Raw genomic sequence first — 14,522 nt, 5'->3', positions numbered from 1 at the left:
CGTCCGAGTACTGTCGCTGCACCCCAGCGGATTTCACGCCTTTCTTCAGGAAGCCGGTCTCGTCACCGGCTGATACCGGCTGCGGATCGCCGAGACGGGATACCACGTAATCACGCGCCCGAGCTCGCGGCTCCGAACAGAATCTGGCCCCTATCCTCGACATCCCCTAATCCAGTTCGGCCACAACATGATCCGCTTCAGCACCGTGTGCTAGTTCGTGGTGGTCGAGTCCGCGAACCAGCGCGCGGCCAGGGCGGTTCCGCCGATGCCGGAGCCGTTGTGGTCCACCGGGCCTACATCGGTGATCGAGGCGTCGACGCCGTGTCGGTGTAGCGCGGTCTGGCAGTCGGCGCTGTTGTTCGCGGAGACGTCGCGGTCCTGGCTGCCGGTGTAGAGCCGTACGGGCATTCGGGGCGTCCAGTCGCTACAGGTGCTGTCGGCGATGTCCAGGGCGGCGGCGAGGGGGCCGGTCGGATTGCGCAGCATGTCGATGCCGTGCGGGGTCAGCAGGTGATCGACATCCGGTGCCAGGGCTGCGGCGATGTCCTCGAAGGAATGCAGGCCGTCGAACAGTTGCTCGACGGTGTGGTCGTAGGGTGCCTGGAACACCTCGCTCGGTGATGTGTACAGCCGGTGCAGGCGATTCCAGGACACCAGCAGGTACGCGGTGTAGAAGGAGCCCGCGCCCGGGTCCAGGGTGCCGTCGAATATTGCGGGCAGTTCGCCGTTTCGCAGGTCGAACGGTCCGCTGATCGCGGCGACCGCGGTTGCCCGGAAGTCGGTGTCGGTGCCGCTCTGCAGTGCGCGCGCCAGTCCCATCGCGGCCGGTCCGCCCTGGGAGAATCCCACGATGTCGACGTCCTCGCGCAGCCGGCGACCGAGGGTTGTGGCCTGGGTGCGGGCGGCGCGCAGCATGTCCACCGATGCGGTGGTCTCCGACGGCAGGTCCAGGTACGGGTGCGGGTTGGGTCCCGATCCCAAACCGAGGTAGTCCGGTGCCACGCCGGCGAACCCGGCTGCGGCGTAGGTGAGCGTCGCGGCTCGGTCACCGCTGTCCTCGGCCACCGATGGGGCTTCGGACTTGGTGGGCTGGGTGCCGTGCTCGTAGGCCACCGTGGTCAGGTCGTGTTTGTCGTTGCGGGGTAGGGCGAGCAGTCCGCTCGCTGTCGTCGTCGCACCGTCCGTGCCGACCGTGTCGTAGGTGAGTCGATACGTGTCGACGCCGAATTGCACTGTGCTGGTGTCGAATCCGGTGGCGGTGAGTTCGGTTCTGACATCGTCGGGTGAGTATGTGCGTAGGTGCTCGGCCTGCACGAGTCGTCCGCGATCGGTGTCTGCCGGTGCCGGTGTCGAGTGCGTCGAGGCCGGTGCACTGCCACACCCCGCCGTGAGGGTCGATGTCCCGAACAGCAGTGCGGCGCCGGCGATTCCCGCGGTTACTCGGATTCGTCGGGCTCGCGTAGGACGGTGAGTCTGTGTGGTCATGCCGAAAGCTCATCGCCGAGGACAAGATCGGGTCAATCACTCCCGAGAGTGATCCGGCCGCAAACCCTCACCTGCAGGTATGAGACCAGGGCGCTCCGCCTGCCCCTGGTTTTGGGGGCAGCTGGTGCTGCTAACGGCATCCGGGAATCATCCGACGAATGAACTGTGAGTCCGAAAGAGCAGAAGGTTCAACGGTTCTCGGCACGAGCCGGTGTCGTGGCGGCGGTTGCGATCGCGACGCTGGTCGGGGTCGGTGGGCCCGCCGCCGCCCGTCCGACCGATTGACGGCAGCCCACCCGGCCGAACCGATTCCCGCCCTGACAGGAGATCGATACACCATGACGCGAATTCTGAAGTCGCCCAAGACAAAACGCATCGTCGCGAGTGCTGCCGCACTCGGCGTCGTCGCGAGCGTGACCGCACTGACCGCGCCGTCGGCCTCGGCGACCGTCACCAGCATCGCGATCGCGCCCGCCTTCACCCTCGGCACCCACAGGTACGGAACGACGTGTTCGTACACCGTCACCGTCGCGGTGGACGACAACAGCCAGACCGTCTACTTCTTCGAGGAGGGCCAAGGCCCCAGCGGGTTCGCCGAGGCGCAGCCTTCCAATGGCGTCGCGAAGGCGACCTGGACCCCGTCCTCGACAAAGATCACCTACATCTACGCTGTCCAGCCGAACGCGACAGCTCAGATCAGGCAGCCCGTCGACGTCGGCACCGGCGTCAACCTCGGATCCGCCTGCGTAGCCATCTAATCCGCTATCGCCCTATGTCTTCATGTGCCCCCATGTTTTGAGGAGTTTCAAATGTCCGCACGCCGTGGAGTCTTCGTCGCTGTCCTGATCGGCGCCGCAACCCTGGCCACCGGCGGCACCGCCATGGCCAACCCCCTTCCGCTCGAGTCGCCTGCGCCGACATCGACCGAGCCCGTTGCCGGCGGGTTGTGCAACGCCGACCCCGTTCTCGCCCTGTGGTGCTTGATCGCCAGCCCATCGGCGTAGCCATCGTCTGCCCGCACGGGTGGCAAGTCGCCGAAAGCGAACTCGCCACCCGTGCCCCGGCCTTCGCCACCCCGGCCACCTCACCTACCACGCGGGTATCGTCCCGAAAAACCCACCGCTCCCTCCGCGGCGAACGCCCCGACCGGTCGCGCAGCACGAAGCGTGCATCGTAGGCGATCGAATTGGACCTCAGGCCCGACCGTCAGAGGCTGGTCGACGCCGTGGCGAACTCACCGGCGCTCGCCAGGGCGATGTCCTCGTCGACCTCGTTCCGGGTCAAGCGCCGGCCGCTGGGGCCGAGGCCGAATCCGGCCAGTAGTGCTGCCACCGCGAAGAAGGCCGCGCCGGTGAAGAAGGCGATGCGGTAGGCGCCTTCGGCGGGCAGGGCCACGGCAGCACCGTTGGCGAGGGTGTGGCGCAGGGTGTCGCTGGTGAGGATCGTGACGACCAGCGCGCTGCCGATCGCGCCGCCCACGGTGCGCATGATCGAGTTGATCGAGTTCGCGATGCCGGTCTCGTGCGGTGCCACATTGGCGACGAGCAGGGCGGGCATGGCGGCGTAGGCGATCGCGATCGCGGCATTCGCAACGACCAGTGCGACAACGACTTCCGCGCTCGTCGTGTGGAGCAGCGCCAGGGCGGTGAGAGCGCACAGGCCGATGATGCTGGCGAGCAGCAGAACATAGCGCGGGCCGATCCGCCCGACCAGACGCCCGGCGAGCGGACCCATCACCACCGACACCACGGCGCCCGGCAGCATGAAGGCCACACTCGTGCGCAGCACCGAGGCGTCGAAACCGAACCCCGCCAGCGCCCGCGGCGTCGCCACGAAATAGGTCGCCCCCAGGAACACGCTGAACATCGCGAAACCGACGCAGAAGCTGGCCAGGTTGGTCACCGCGACCGGCCGACGCGCCAGCAGCGAGGTCGCCACCAGCGGCTCACGCAGCTTGGACTGCAGCAGCAGGAACCCGGCCAGCACGATCGCCGCGGCCACGAACAGCCCGATCACTCGTGTGCTGCCCCAGCCCCATTCGTGTCCTTGCGAGATCGGCAGCAGCAGGCAGACCAGACCGGTGCCGAGGACCGTGGCACCCACATAGTCGACACGGCCGCCCTGCCCCGCGCGGCGCGGCAGCGTGACGAAGGCCAGCACCAGCACCATCGCCGTCAGCACGACGCACAGCCAGAAGATGCGGCGGTAGTCCGCACCGCCCTGCGTCAGCAGACCCGTCGCCACCAGCGCGACACCGCTACCCACGCCCAGGGTTGATGCGGTGACGGCCAACGCCCCGGTCAGGCGCTCGGCGGGAAGTTCGCGACGCAGCACGCTGATCGCCAGCGGAAACAGGCCGAAACTGGCTCCCTGCAGGGCTCGTCCGACGATGAGTAGATCGATACTGTGCGCCGACGCGGCGAGCAGGCTGCCGGCCAGCGTGACCACGAGCGTCGACAGCACGACCGGTTTGTGCCCGTAGACATCACCCAGTCGCCCGAGCAGCGGCGTCAGCGCGGAGGCGGCCAGCATCGTCGCCGTCGTCACCCATCCGACGGTCGTCGCCGAGACCCCGAGTTGCAGACCGATCTGCGGCAGCGCCGGTACGGGCAGTGTTTGAGCCATGGCCAGAAGAAACACAGTGCTGGCCATGGTCAGCACGATCGCGGTTGGCGACGAAGTGCGCCGGAGCTCGAGCGGTGAGGTCATTGCTGGCACGCTACGCTGAAATCGACATAGTGTCGATTATGATAGACGCCACGTCGATTGCCGGAATGAAAATCGCTCTAGGGTGAGGTCATGGCGCAGAAGGGCGGACACGGAGTGAACCAGACCCGAGAAACGACCGAAGGTCTCCGCCGCCGCGGCACCATGTCCAAAGGTGATCAGCGCGAGGCCCAGATCCTGGACGCGACCCGCCACCTGCTGGCGAAGAAGCCGATGGCCAACCTGACCGTCGACGACATCACCAACGCGACCGGCATCTCACGCACCAGCTTCTACTTCTACTTCCCCTCCAAGCAGGCGGTCTTCGCTCGCCTCATGGAGGACGTGAGCGACCGCTATGCGCAAACCCACGTCTGGCTGCCGTCCACCGGCCCGCAGCGAGATCTCCTGCGCACCCAGCTCAGCGGAGCCGCCGAGATCTGGCACGACAACAGCGCGATCCTCGTCTGCTCACTCGAGGGCTACGACAGCAGCTACCCCCCGCTGACCGAGTTCATCGCCGGCATCCAGGCACGATTCACCACTGGGCTCGCGGCCAAGATCGACCGCGACCGCGCGGCCGGGCTCGCTCCCGAGGGGATCGACTCGGCAACGCTCGCGGGTCTGGTCTCGCTCATGCGCGACGGGCGGCTCTCCCAGTTGTCCACGGCGCCCCAGGACGAAATACCCAGCAGCATCGACGACCTCGCCGAGGCGATCTTGCGCCTGATCTACGGCCGGCTGGATTGACATCGCCATGCTGTGCCCGGGGCGCGGCCGGGATCGGCGGCTGATTCGCGAATCCGTCAGGCTATGAACGCGATCCGGGTCGGACACCGCATGGTGTCCGACCCGGATCGGCTGTGTCGTGCCGTCGCTCAGTTGTAGGACTTGGCGACGCCGTCGAGGAGGTGTTCGAGGGTGTCGTAGTCGGGTGGGCTGACCTGGTTGACGAGGTTCACGTCGACCGGGAGCTGGTGGGCGGCGGTGGTATTCGTGAACAGGCTCACATCGGTGGGGCGGAAGCCGTGTTCGGCGGCCAGGCGCTGCAGGTCGGGGTCGGTGGTGAGGAGCTTGCCGATCTGGTCGCCCTTGTCGTCGAGGGGGACCACGGTGTGCTGGGACATGACCGTCGGCTTGGGGTACGTCAGGACCATGTCGGGCTTGAGCTCGTTGTGCACGGCCGCGTCGACGTACTGGGCCTCGTAGATCCAGGCCATGGGGACCGTGCCCATGCCGTTGGACAGATAGTCCTTGAACGGGCCGTCGCTGCTCGACTCGGTGAAGCCCTGCCGGGTGAACAGGCGCGAAACACGGGACACCGCAAAGTCTTCCGCCTTGGCGCCACGCACGATGGTGTTGTCATTGGCGACATAGGCGGTCACCGCCAAATACATGGCGGCCGAGTTGGAGGTGCGTGGGTCGGTCGTGGAGACCAGCACGTTCTTGGACACCGAATAGGTCGAATTGCCCTCCAGCTGGTTCCACTGCACGCCCTTCTCGGCCATCGACAGGTACTTCTCGACGTCGAAAGTCGTTGTCGTGCCGGGCTGCACGATCCCGGCCTGGGTCAGCAGGTCGGCGATGGGCTTGAAGGTGGCGATGACCATGGGGGAGGAGAACGGCACGTACTTGCCGGTCACTCCGCTCTTGCGCTGAACCAGCTCCGCGGCGGCCGAGCTGGACGGGAAGGCGAAGTCGTACTTGCTCAGATCCACCGAGGTGGCGATCTGCCGGGAACCGGCGGGCTCCACCTCCACCTTGAATCCGTGCTTGGCCAGCGCGTCGGCCACCTTGGGATCGTCGAAGAACGCCGACTTCTCCGAGCCGGCCACACCGTGCACAGTGGTGAGGGCCGGCGCGGCGGTGGTTCCCGACGGCGAATCCGTTTGCCGCACAGCCATGATCACCGCGAACCCCAGCACCACCACGACACCCGCGGCGACCACGCCCAGCGCCCGCTTGTTCTCGACCAGCCGGGCCGGTACGAATCGCCCTGCGACAGCGGCGAATACGCTCGTGGTCTCCGACGGATGCCCATCCGGCGAACCTTCCTCGCCGACCGCCGCCTTGGTCAGATCCACCTCCGTGGCAGCATTCATGGACCGCGTCGGATCCAATTCCCGCCGCGCAATCCGCTCGACGAGAATCGGTACGAACTCCCGCACCGAATGCCCCTCGAACCGCTTGCGCACCGCTCCCACCACGGCCTCGACCCGCTCCGCCGGATGCGCCTCGCCATAGTCCTCGACCAGGCGATTCGTCACCTCCCGCAGTGCCTTCTCTTCCCGCGCAGCATCGACCGCCACAGCATCTCCTCGACCTCACACCGAATTCCGTTGCACGGCAAGAAAAATGCGAAGGAGCCGCGCCGACCGGACCCTATGCCGCCAGAGTGCCCACACGTGATCGCCAATGCAAACGTCAAGTGCGCCTTCGGCGAATTCCTGATGACCACTCGGTCAGAACTCGAGTTCAGCCCAAGGGATATGGATGGGGAACGGGTGGTTGAAGCTGATGCCATCAGTCGCGTCCGTGGTCCACTCGCCGACCATGATGTAATTCGCCGGGTGAAGCGGAGCGACCCCTTCCGGCAGCCGGGCGTGGTCGGTATCCAGCCCCCAGGCTCGAACGCTGATTATCCGGCGCGGGTCGCGTCCAAGGATGATGTCCCAGTACCAAGGGATCCCGGCGCCGGCGTACCGGGCCTTTTTGGCCTCGACCAGGGGCTCGGTGTTGGAGGGTGACAATACCTCACCGGCCATGAGGACATCCGCCGCACGGACATCCTGGTATTCCCGGTCGAGACACCGGTAGACGAGGAAATCGGGCGTCACGAAATCGGATTTTCCCGAGGCGCCGAGGAAGATGTTGGTTTCGGTGGCGACCTGCCAACAGCGATCGGGCTCCCGCGACATCTCTTCCCGCGCGCAACGCCGCAGCCCGGTCCACAAGAGGTTCGTGAATATCTGATGCTCGGCCGGCCCGCGCCGGAGCCACACGACGCGGCCCTCCCACAGCTCGATTTCCCCCGCGATCTCGTCCGGTAGTTGCCCGAGCTCCTCCCAGGTCATGAATTCTGGAAGGTCCGGACGGTCGACATCCGAGGTCGGCATGCCCGTCATGTTACCGAGACCGGTCGAAAGACCGGTCCACCGTTCGCTGCTTGTCACGAAACCCCCTGATGGTCTTTGCCCGAGGAGGATTCGAAGCCGGCTCGGTCGTGGATTGCCGCGGCCTCAGGCTTGGCCAGGGAAGGCGACGGTGACCGGGCTGGTGCCCAGGATCGACTGCCAAGTGGCAAGGCGCACAGCGCATTCGGTGAGCGCATCGATGCCGGTGCGGCGGAGGTCGGGGTCGCCGGCGCGTTCGACCACCGAGCGCCAGGCCGCCGCCGTGTCGGATTCGACGGTCACCGCCAGCTTGGCGGCCGGGATCGGGTCGGTCACCGGGACGGGCGAGGTGTAGGCGGCGGCGGGCTCGGGAACCGTTGCGCCGGAAGCCTTCAGGGTGTCGATGGTGGCGTCGCGGCGGGCGCGGTGGGATGCCGTGTACTCGGCGACGAGTTTGTCGCGGTCGTGGTTGGCGTAGGCCGCGATCACGCCGTAGGCGTAGACAGCGGCGTATTCGGCGCTCAACGCATCGATGAGTGCCTGCTGGTCGGTTGTGGTCATGCCAGGAGAACCCCCGCGTGGGTAGCGCACGACGCGCTGATCGAAGAGAGGAGACCGGCGCGGTAGCCGGAGAGCTGGGCCGAGAGGTCGGCGGCCGAGCGCTGGGACTGCTGGAGCTGGGTCCGCAGGGCGGTGACGGCCGGAGGCGGGACCGGCGCGGTCGGGGTGACCGGCGGGGTGCGGCGGCTGGGGGTGGTGCCGTCGCCGTAAACGCCGATGGCGCGGTCGATTTCGGTACGCAGGGCATCGGCGTGCGCGGTGCGCTGGGTGGCGATGGTCTGCAGCGCGCCCGCCTTGTCGGGAGAGGTCGCGATGGCGGCGGTCGCGGCGGCCGCGTCGGTACGAGCCGAGGTCTCCTGTGCGATCAGCGGATCCGGAGCGGCGGGAGTGTCGTCCCTGGTGCAGGCGGCCAGCGCGGCCACCGCCGCCACCGCCAGCGCGCCGCCACCGGCCAGCCGCAGCGCGCTGCGGCGGTTCACGGCGGGGACAGGAGGTTCGGGGGTGGGGGAGGACCGGGTTCGGTCCGGCGGGACCGTGAGACCGACGACACCGGCCGGAAGGCCGCTCTGACTGCTGGGCACGGCATACATGGTGCCAGCCGTCGCGGGCAGCTTGCTGCGCGAGGGCCGTCGGATAGGCTGTGATCTGGAACGACGGGGAACCGTCACGGGCGCGTCGTGCTGGACACGCCGTCAGCACCACAGCGCCGACCATGCCGAACTCGAGCGAGTTGGCTGGTCCTTTACACTCTTTCCGCGCGTTACGCTAGACCTTCGGCACGGCATTTCGCCGAATCCACCCTCCCGAGGGCGGAGACGGGTCTGCCGACCGTGCCCGACCAGTATCGATACCGACAACTCAACCCGTGACAACTGAACCAGGAGCCGCCCCACATGCCGATGCCGACCGAGGAAAGGGTGAGCCAGCTAGTTGCTGAGCTCGTCGAACGCCGAGGATTCGACCTCGAAGGCGTCGCGATTTCGGCTGCCGGTACAGCGCAGGCCAAGCTCAAGGTCACCGTCGACAGTGACGGATCCCCCGACCTGGACGCGGTCGCGGAACTCAGCTCGGATATCTCGCAGGCCCTCGACGACGCCGATGACTTCGGCGAAACCGCCTACCTGCTCGAGATCACCACCCCCGGCATCGACCGGCCCCTCACCTCCCCGCGCCACTGGCAGCGCGCCCGGGGCCGCAAGGTGAAGATCGTGCTGCGCCCCGGCGCCGAATCACCGGAGGAGAAGGGCAAGACCACGTTCGAGGCCCGCGCCGGCGTCGTCACCGACACCGACGTCGCGCTGGTCCTCGGTGGCAAGCGGAAGCCACACCGGGTGACGGTGCCGCTCGCCGATATCCAATCCGCCGTCGTGCAGGTGGAATTCAGTCCACCCGGCGCGGCCGAACTGGAACTCGCAGGGGGAGTAGCGCCGGGCCGTCCCCAGCCCGGTGCGCAGGAGGGATCCGAAAACGAAGCAGCAGAATCCGATTCACAGACCGAAGGGATCGTGGAATGAACATCGAAATCGAAGCCCTGCGCGCGATTGTCGCCGACAAGGGGATCTCGATGGAGACGGTGATCTCCGCGATCGAGTCCGCCTTGCTCACCGCCTACCGGCACACCGAGGGCCACCAGCCCAACGCCCGCATCGACATCAACCAGAAGACCGGTGTCGTGCGTGTGATGGCCCGCGAGCTCGACGCCGACGGCAATGTCATCTCCGAATGGGACGACACCCCCGAAGGTTTCGGCCGCATCGCCGCCACCACCGCCCGCCAGGTCGTGCTGCAGCGCCTGCGGGACGCCGAGAACGAGAAGTCCTTCGGCGAGTTCTCCACCCACGAGGGCGACATCGTCGGCGGTGTGGTGCAGCGCGACGCCCGCATGAACGCCCGCGGCACCGTCGTGGTCCGCATCGGCTCGGAAGCCCACGGCGCGGAAGGCGTCATCCCGCCCGCCGAGCAGGTGCCGGGCGAGACCTACGAGCACGGCGACCGCATCAAGTGCTACGTGGTCGGCGTCTCCCGCGGCCCGCGCGGCCCGCAGATCACCCTCTCGCGCACGCACCCCAACCTGGTGCGCCGCCTGTTCGCGCTGGAGGTCCCCGAGATCGCCGACGGCTCGGTGGAGATCGTGGCCGTGGCCCGCGAGGCCGGGCACCGCTCCAAGATCGCGGTGCGTTCGACGGTCCCCGGCGTCAACGCCAAGGGCGCCTGCATCGGCCCGATGGGCCAGCGCGTGCGCAACGTGATGAGTGAGCTGGCCGGTGAGAAGATCGACATCATCGACTACGCCGAGGACCCGGCCACCTTCGTCGGGAATGCGCTGTCCCCGTCGAAAGTTGTATCGGTCACCATCGTGGACCCCGAAGCCCGCGCCGCGCGGGTGGTGGTTCCGGACTTCCAGCTCTCCCTCGCCATCGGCAAGGAGGGCCAGAATGCCCGCCTGGCGGCCCGGCTCACCGGCTGGCGCATCGACATTCGCTCCGATGCGGCGGCCGAGGTCCAGGGTGGTGTGCGTCCCGCGGCGGCGGCCGGCGGAGGCGAGACCCACCGGGGTTGATCTTGCCGGATCCATCCGGCCCGGTCGGTCCCGAGATTTGTGAAACAGACCCCTGGGATGACAGGTTGGTAACTTCCAAGGGGTACGGATGCGGAGATCGGGACGTGACAGCGGTAGAGTGGACGCAGGCTCAGCGCGAGTCTTCGGCTTCTCTGCGCGCCGAGCGGGTGTCAGCAAGATCGGCACCCGTCCGGACCTGCATCGGATGTCGCAGACGCGAGCTGGCCGCCGATCTGATGCGGGTCGTGGCGCAAGGGTCTGCCTCCGGGCAGGACGTTGTGGTCATTCCGGATCCGCGGCACAGACTTCCCGGAAGGGGTGCCTGGTTGCACCCCTCTTCGGCTTGTCTGAGCCAAGCAGTTCGGCGCCGAGCATTCGGCAGAGCACTACGAGTGTCCGGACATCTGGATATCTCAGCCCTGGAGCATTACGTAGAGAACAGGCACGAGCACTCATGAGCAAACCGTGAAGTCCCAGAAATGATCGGCCTTCGAAATTAGTCGAGGTCGTGCGCGCGTCCCGTCGTGAAACGGGCTGCTGCGCTCGACCTCTGAGTGAGGAGAGCAGTGGCAGGCAAGGCCCGCGTGCACGAGTTGGCTAAAGAACTCGGTGTCACGAGCAAAGAACTACTCGCGCGGCTCAAGGAGCAGGGCGAGTTCGTGAAGTCGGCGAGCTCGACGGTGGAAGCACCCGTCGCGCGCCGGCTGCGGGAGTCGCTCGCACCCAAGAGCACCCCGTCCAATGGGGCCGCCAAGTCGGCGACCCCCAAGCCCAGTGGTGACAGCACCCCGCGTCCGGCCGCCAAGCCGGCCGGCCCCGGTGCCGGTCCCCGTCCGGGCCCCCGCCCGACGCCGCAGGCTCCGGCCCCCGCGCCGCAGGCTCCGGCTCCGGCTGCGCAGGTGGCTCCGGCCGCTCGCGCCGAGTCGGTCGAGGCTCCGGCCGCCCGCCCGGCGGCCCCGGGCAGGCCCGGAGAGGCGGCGGCCGTCAAGCCCGCTGCTCGCGAAAACGTCGCTCCCGCAGCGGCTTCCGCGTCGGCTACCCCGTCCGCTCCGGCCCCGCAGGCCCCGCGTTCGAACGCGCCGCGTCCGGGCGCCCCGGCCCCGCGTCCCGCGCAGGGCAGCGCCCCGGCCCAGCCGGGCACCCCGCGTCCGGCTGGACCCAAGCCGGGTCCGAAGCCGCCGCGGGTCGGTAACAACCCGTTCTCCTCGGCTCCGGAGCGTCCGGCGCCGCGTCCGGCTCCCCGTCCGGGTCAGCAGCAGGGCGGCCCGCGTCCGGGTCCGGCCCAGGGTGGTCCCCGTCCGGGTCCGGCCCAGGGTGGTCCGCGTCCCGGCCCGCAGGGCGGCGCCCGTCCGGGTCCGGGCCATGGTGGCCCGCGTCCGGGTCCCGGTCAGGGCGGTCCGCGCCCCGGCCCGGGTCAGGGTGGCCCGCGTCCGGCCGCGGCCGGTCAGGGCGGTCCCCGTCCGGGTGGCCCGCGTCCCAGCCCCGGCTCGATGCCGCCCCGGCCCAACCCGGGTGCCATGCCCGCGCGCGCTCAGCGTCCGGCCGGTCCGGGTGGCGCAGGCCGTCCGGCGCGTCCGGGTGGTCCTGGCGGCGCCGGTGGCGGTCGTCCCGGTGGCGGCGGCGGTGGTGGCTACCGCGGCGGCGGCGGCGCTCCCGGTGGCGGTCAGGGTGCCGGCGCCGGTGCCGGTACCGGTGGTGCTCCCGGTGGTTTCCGCGGTCGTCCCGGTGGTGGCGGCGGCGGTGGCCGTCCCGGTTCCGGTGGTGGTCGCGGCGGTGCCGCGGGTGCCTTCGGACGCCCGGGTGGCGCTCCCCGCAAGGGTCGTAAGTCGAAGCGGGCGAAGCGCGCCGAGTACGAGAACCAGCAGGCGCCCATCGCCGGTGGCGTGCGGCTGCCGCGCGGCAACGGCGAGATCGTTCGCCTCGCCCGTGGCGCGTCGCTGTCCGACTTCGCCGAGAAGATCGGCGCCAACCCGGCCTCGCTGGTGCAGGCGTTGTTCAACCTCGGTGAGATGGTCACCGCTACCCAGTCGGTGAACGAGGAGACCCTCGAGCTGCTGGGTTCGGAGATGAACTACGTCGTGCACGTGGTCTCTCCGGAGGACGAGGACCGCGAGCTGCTCGCCAACTTCGACCTCACCTACGGCGAGGACGACGGCGACGAGGAAGACCTGCAGATCCGTCCGCCGGTCGTGACCGTCATGGGTCACGTCGACCACGGTAAGACCCGACTGCTGGACACCATCCGTAAGGCCAACGTCCGTGAGGGCGAGGCCGGCGGCATCACCCAGCACATCGGCGCCTACCAGGTGCTGTCCGAGGTCAACGGCGACGACCGTCTCATCACCTTCATCGACACCCCCGGTCACGAGGCGTTCACCGCCATGCGTGCCCGTGGTGCGAAGGCCACCGACATCGCGATCCTCGTGGTCGCGGCCGACGACGGCGTCATGCCGCAGACGGTGGAGGCCATCAACCACGCGCAGGCCGCGGACGTGCCGATCGTGGTGGCGGTCAACAAGATCGACAAGGAAGGCGCGAACCCGCAGAAGATTCGCCAGCAGCTGACCGAATACGGTCTGGTCGCCGAGGAATACGGTGGCGAGACCATGTTCGTGGACATCTCGGCGAAGCAGGGCACCAACATCGAGTCGCTGCTCGAGGCGGTCGTCCTGACCGCGGACGCGGCCCTCGACCTGCGGGCGAACCCGGACATGGACGCGCAGGGTGTGGCCATCGAGGCCCACCTCGACCGCGGCCGTGGCCCGGTGGCCACCGTCCTCGTCCAGCGCGGCACGCTGCGCGTCGGCGACTCGATCGTGGCGGGCGACGCCTACGGTCGCGTGCGCCGCATGGTCGACGAGCACGGCGACGACGTCGAGGCGGCGCTGCCGTCGCGGCCCGTCCAGGTCATCGGTTTCACCTCGGTGCCGGGCGCGGGTGACAACCTGCTCGTCGTCGAGGAAGACCGCATCGCGCGTCAGATCGCCGACCGCCGCAACGCTCGCAAGCGCAACGCCCTGGCCGCGCGCAGCCGCAAGCGGATCTCCCTGGAAGATCTGGATGCCGCTCTGAAGGAGACCTCGGAGCTGAACCTGATCCTCAAGGGCGACAACTCCGGTACCGTCGAGGCCCTCGAAGAGGCGCTGCTCGGTATCGATGTGGGCGACGAGGTGCGGCTGCGCGTCATCGACCGCGGTGTCGGTGGCGTCACCGAGACCAACGTCAACCTGGCGTCGGCGTCGAACGCGATCATCATCGGGTTCAACGTCCGGGCCGAGGGCAAGGCGACCGAGCTGGCGAACCGCGAAGGCGTGGACATTCGCTACTACTCGGTCATCTACCAGGCGATCGACGAGATCGAGAAGGCCCTCAAGGGTCTGCTCAAGCCGATCTACGAGGAGCACGAGCTGGGTCGGGCGGAGATCCGCCAGATCTTCCGGTCCTCCAAGTTCGGCAATATCGCGGGTTGCTGGGTGCTCTCGGGCTCGGTCAAGCGCAACGCCAAGGCGCGCCTGATCCGCGACAACGTGGTGGTCGCCGAGACCACCATCCAGTCGCTGCGTCGCGAGAAGGACGACGTCACCGAGGTCCGCGAAGGCTACGAGTGCGGTATGACCGTGGGCTTCAACGACATCAAGGATGGCGACATCATCGAGGCCTACGAGCTGCGGGAGAAGCCGCGCGACTAGGAAGCAGTACACGATCCCGCCGGGCCCTCGGGTCCGGCGGGGTTGTGCCCCTTTCCTTTCCGGGTAACCGTGCGCGCATTCCCCGGGGCGCGTTCATATGACTGAAAAGATGTTCTTCGGAGCGCTCGAGTTCGATATCTTGCTCGGTGATGTGCATTCACTGAAAGAGAAGCGCTCTGTCATCCGTCCCATCCTCGCCGACCTGAAGCGGTTCGAGGTGAGTGTCACCGAGGGCGGAGATCATGACCGGTATCGCCGGGCATTGCTCGGTGTGGCAATGGTCAGCTACGGCATGAATCATCTGACCGAGGTGCTGGACAAGTGTGAACGGCACGTCGCCAATCGTCCGGAGTTACAGTTGCTGGCGGTACGCCGTCGCGTCTTCGGACCCGAAGACTGAAGAAGTGA

Annotated in this window: 14 protein-coding genes and 1 pseudogene; 8 read left to right on the top strand and 7 right to left on the bottom strand. The window is 68.1% G+C overall.

What is annotated here, in order from left to right:
• Positions 1-4 precede the first annotated feature (4 nt).
• Positions 5-163 (bottom strand): annotated as a pseudogene (locus ABZ909_RS31990) (transposase); the annotation flags it as partial.
• Between the two features lie 47 nt (positions 164-210).
• Complete coding sequence (locus ABZ909_RS31985) at positions 211-1,314, bottom strand: alpha/beta fold hydrolase (protein WP_357007057.1); 1,104 nt, start codon at positions 1,312-1,314, stop codon at positions 211-213.
• Positions 1,315-1,823: 509 nt separating this feature from the next.
• Here ABZ909_RS31985 and ABZ909_RS31980 point away from each other — a divergent pair.
• Entirely contained in the window at positions 1,824-2,243 is a 420-nt protein-coding gene (locus ABZ909_RS31980) for a hypothetical protein (RefSeq protein WP_357007055.1), read from the top strand.
• 51 nt (positions 2,244-2,294) lie between these two features.
• Positions 2,295-2,489: a hypothetical protein gene (locus ABZ909_RS31975; protein WP_357007053.1), complete on the top strand. Its 195-nt coding sequence runs from the start codon at positions 2,295-2,297 to the stop codon at positions 2,487-2,489.
• 202 nt (positions 2,490-2,691) lie between these two features.
• On the opposite strand, the gene ABZ909_RS31970 is transcribed toward ABZ909_RS31975, so the two are convergent.
• On the bottom strand, positions 2,692-4,194 hold the full coding sequence (locus ABZ909_RS31970; protein WP_357007050.1) for an MFS transporter: 1,503 nt from the start codon (positions 4,192-4,194) through the stop codon (positions 2,692-2,694).
• Between the two features lie 90 nt (positions 4,195-4,284).
• Here ABZ909_RS31970 and ABZ909_RS31965 point away from each other — a divergent pair, with 90 nt between their 5' ends.
• Entirely contained in the window at positions 4,285-4,941 is a 657-nt protein-coding gene (locus ABZ909_RS31965) for a TetR/AcrR family transcriptional regulator (protein WP_357007048.1), read from the top strand.
• Between the two features lie 128 nt (positions 4,942-5,069).
• Here ABZ909_RS31965 and ABZ909_RS31960 read toward each other — a convergent pair whose 3' ends face one another.
• From ABZ909_RS31960 to ABZ909_RS31945, 4 genes are all read right to left on the bottom strand, one after another.
• The gene (locus tag ABZ909_RS31960) at positions 5,070-6,500 is read right to left on the bottom strand and encodes a three-helix bundle dimerization domain-containing protein (RefSeq protein ID WP_357007046.1); all 1,431 of its coding nucleotides are present in this window, start codon (positions 6,498-6,500) and stop codon (positions 5,070-5,072) included.
• Between the two features lie 153 nt (positions 6,501-6,653).
• On the bottom strand, positions 6,654-7,307 hold the full coding sequence (locus ABZ909_RS31955) for a Uma2 family endonuclease (RefSeq protein WP_357007044.1): 654 nt from the start codon (positions 7,305-7,307) through the stop codon (positions 6,654-6,656).
• Positions 7,308-7,430: 123 nt separating this feature from the next.
• The gene (locus tag ABZ909_RS31950) at positions 7,431-7,865 is read right to left on the bottom strand and encodes a ferritin-like domain-containing protein (RefSeq protein ID WP_357007042.1); all 435 of its coding nucleotides are present in this window, start codon (positions 7,863-7,865) and stop codon (positions 7,431-7,433) included.
• A complete protein-coding gene (locus ABZ909_RS31945) occupies positions 7,862-8,446 on the bottom strand; it encodes a hypothetical protein (RefSeq protein ID WP_357007039.1) in 585 nt (194 codons plus the stop codon). Before ABZ909_RS31945 ends, ABZ909_RS31950 begins: the two co-directional genes overlap by 4 nt.
• Positions 8,447-8,758: 312 nt before the next feature.
• On the opposite strand from ABZ909_RS31945, the gene rimP reads away from it, so the two are divergent.
• The 5 genes from rimP to ABZ909_RS31920 all read left to right on the top strand — a co-directional run bounded on the left by rimP (position 8,759) and on the right by ABZ909_RS31920 (position 14,514).
• Complete coding sequence (gene rimP / locus ABZ909_RS31940; RefSeq protein WP_357007036.1) at positions 8,759-9,379, top strand: ribosome maturation factor RimP; 621 nt, start codon at positions 8,759-8,761, stop codon at positions 9,377-9,379.
• A complete protein-coding gene (gene nusA / locus ABZ909_RS31935; protein ID WP_357007033.1) occupies positions 9,376-10,425 on the top strand; it encodes a transcription termination factor NusA in 1,050 nt (349 codons plus the stop codon). Before rimP ends, nusA begins: the two co-directional genes overlap by 4 nt.
• 152 nt (positions 10,426-10,577) lie before the next feature.
• On the top strand, positions 10,578-10,883 hold the full coding sequence (locus ABZ909_RS31930) for a YlxR family protein (RefSeq protein ID WP_354839708.1): 306 nt from the start codon (positions 10,578-10,580) through the stop codon (positions 10,881-10,883).
• Positions 10,884-10,991: 108 nt separating this feature from the next.
• Positions 10,992-14,114, top strand: a complete 3,123-nt coding sequence (gene infB, locus ABZ909_RS31925; RefSeq protein WP_357007030.1) for a translation initiation factor IF-2 — start codon at positions 10,992-10,994, stop codon at positions 14,112-14,114.
• A gap of 109 nt (positions 14,115-14,223) precedes the next feature.
• Positions 14,224-14,514, top strand: coding sequence for a DUF503 domain-containing protein (locus ABZ909_RS31920; protein WP_040859602.1), 291 nt, complete (start codon positions 14,224-14,226; stop codon positions 14,512-14,514).
• Positions 14,515-14,522: the final 8 nt, after the last annotated feature.

This window comes from Nocardia sp. NPDC046763 (assembly GCF_040645495.1).
Taxonomy (GTDB): domain Bacteria; phylum Actinomycetota; class Actinomycetes; order Mycobacteriales; family Mycobacteriaceae; genus Nocardia.
The sequence above is the reverse complement of the archived record's forward strand: the minus strand, read 5'-3'. Positions and strand labels throughout refer to the sequence as shown.

Coding starts and splice junctions, on each gene's coding strand:
- ABZ909_RS31965 (WP_357007048.1), top strand. CDS start 4,285: ATGGCGCAGAAGGGCGGACACGGAGTGAACCAGACCCGAGAAACGACC.
- rimP (WP_357007036.1), top strand. CDS start 8,759: ATGCCGATGCCGACCGAGGAAAGGGTGAGCCAGCTAGTTGCTGAGCTC.
- ABZ909_RS31980 (WP_357007055.1), top strand. CDS start 1,824: ATGACGCGAATTCTGAAGTCGCCCAAGACAAAACGCATCGTCGCGAGT.
- ABZ909_RS31920 (WP_040859602.1), top strand. CDS start 14,224: ATGTTCTTCGGAGCGCTCGAGTTCGATATCTTGCTCGGTGATGTGCAT.
- ABZ909_RS31975 (WP_357007053.1), top strand. CDS start 2,295: ATGTCCGCACGCCGTGGAGTCTTCGTCGCTGTCCTGATCGGCGCCGCA.
- nusA (WP_357007033.1), top strand. CDS start 9,376: ATGAACATCGAAATCGAAGCCCTGCGCGCGATTGTCGCCGACAAGGGG.
- ABZ909_RS31970 (WP_357007050.1), bottom strand. CDS start 4,194: ATGACCTCACCGCTCGAGCTCCGGCGCACTTCGTCGCCAACCGCGATC.
- ABZ909_RS31950 (WP_357007042.1), bottom strand. CDS start 7,865: ATGACCACAACCGACCAGCAGGCACTCATCGATGCGTTGAGCGCCGAA.
- ABZ909_RS31955 (WP_357007044.1), bottom strand. CDS start 7,307: ATGCCGACCTCGGATGTCGACCGTCCGGACCTTCCAGAATTCATGACC.